This window comes from Pantoea sp. ME81, from assembly GCF_903970985.1.
Taxonomy (GTDB): domain Bacteria; phylum Pseudomonadota; class Gammaproteobacteria; order Enterobacterales; family Enterobacteriaceae; genus Pantoea; species Pantoea communis.
Genome location: NZ_CAJCKS010000362.1, coordinates 1 through 1,043 on the forward strand (window position 1 = coordinate 1; position 1,043 = coordinate 1,043).

General features: G+C 60.6%; 1 protein-coding gene. It reads right to left on the reverse strand.

The features are described 5' to 3' along the window. Positions 1-176: 176 nt before the first annotated feature. The coding region (locus tag H7A81_RS27360; RefSeq protein ID WP_182059349.1) for an ABC transporter permease at positions 177-1,043 on the reverse strand (867 nt) is incomplete at its 5' end.

Sequence of the window (1,043 nt, forward strand, 5' to 3'; positions counted from 1 at the left end):
ACCCCCACCAGGCCACCATCAATGGGGTCGGTAGACAACATGCCGGCCACATACACGTGATTGCCTGCTTTAATACCCCAGTTCAGGTGATTAAGACCCGTTGCGGTTTTGCCGATAATCCAGCCTTCTGGATTGATTGCCTGATTCATCTGTCACTCCTGTTAGTTGAAAATGCACTAGCGCCCGTTACCGCGCAGGAACGGACGCCCTAAATCACCCGGTGCCGCACCTGCCTTGCCCATCATGATCCAGGCGATCAGTGCAACAGCAAAGGGCATCGCCATCAGTAACGAGGGCGCAATGTCGACGCCCAAATATTGCCCCTGGAACTGCAGGGCTTCGAGCAGGCCCAGCACCATCGCGACCAGCAGCACGCGCAGTGGCATCCAGCGCGCAAAGAGGGTAATGGCGATGGCCAGATAGCCGCGACCGGCGGTCATGTTGTCAACGAAGGTGCCACCGGACGCGACGATACACAGATACGCGCCGCCCAGCCCGGCCATCAGACCGGTAAACAAGGTGGCGCTAAAACGAATACGCAACACCGAGTGCCCGGCCGCATCGGCGGCCAGCGCATTTTCCCCGACGGCACGCAGCAGCAAGCCAGCACGGCTGAAGCGCAACACGCCCCATAGCACCAGCGCCACCAGCACCGCCAGATAAAACACCGGGCTTTGGGAAAACAGCGCGCGTCCCACCACCGGAAGATCGGACAACCCCGGCAGTTTCAGCATGGATACCGCACGCATTGAACCTGCTGGCGGTGCACCGCTGAGCCACAGCTGACGCATCAGCGAAGTCGCCCCAATGGCAAACAGGTTAAAGCCAATACCCATCACGATTTGGTTAGCCCGCGCGATCACCGTGCCCAATGCCAGCAGCAGCGCCGCCACGCATCCGCCGAGCATGCCCACGCCTAGCGCCAGCACGGGCGAACCGCTCCACATCAGCCCTAGCGCGGAACTCGCCGCACCAAACAGCATCAATCCTTCTAGCCCGATGGTGAACACACCGGCGCGCTCAGAGATCGTTTCCCCTAATGC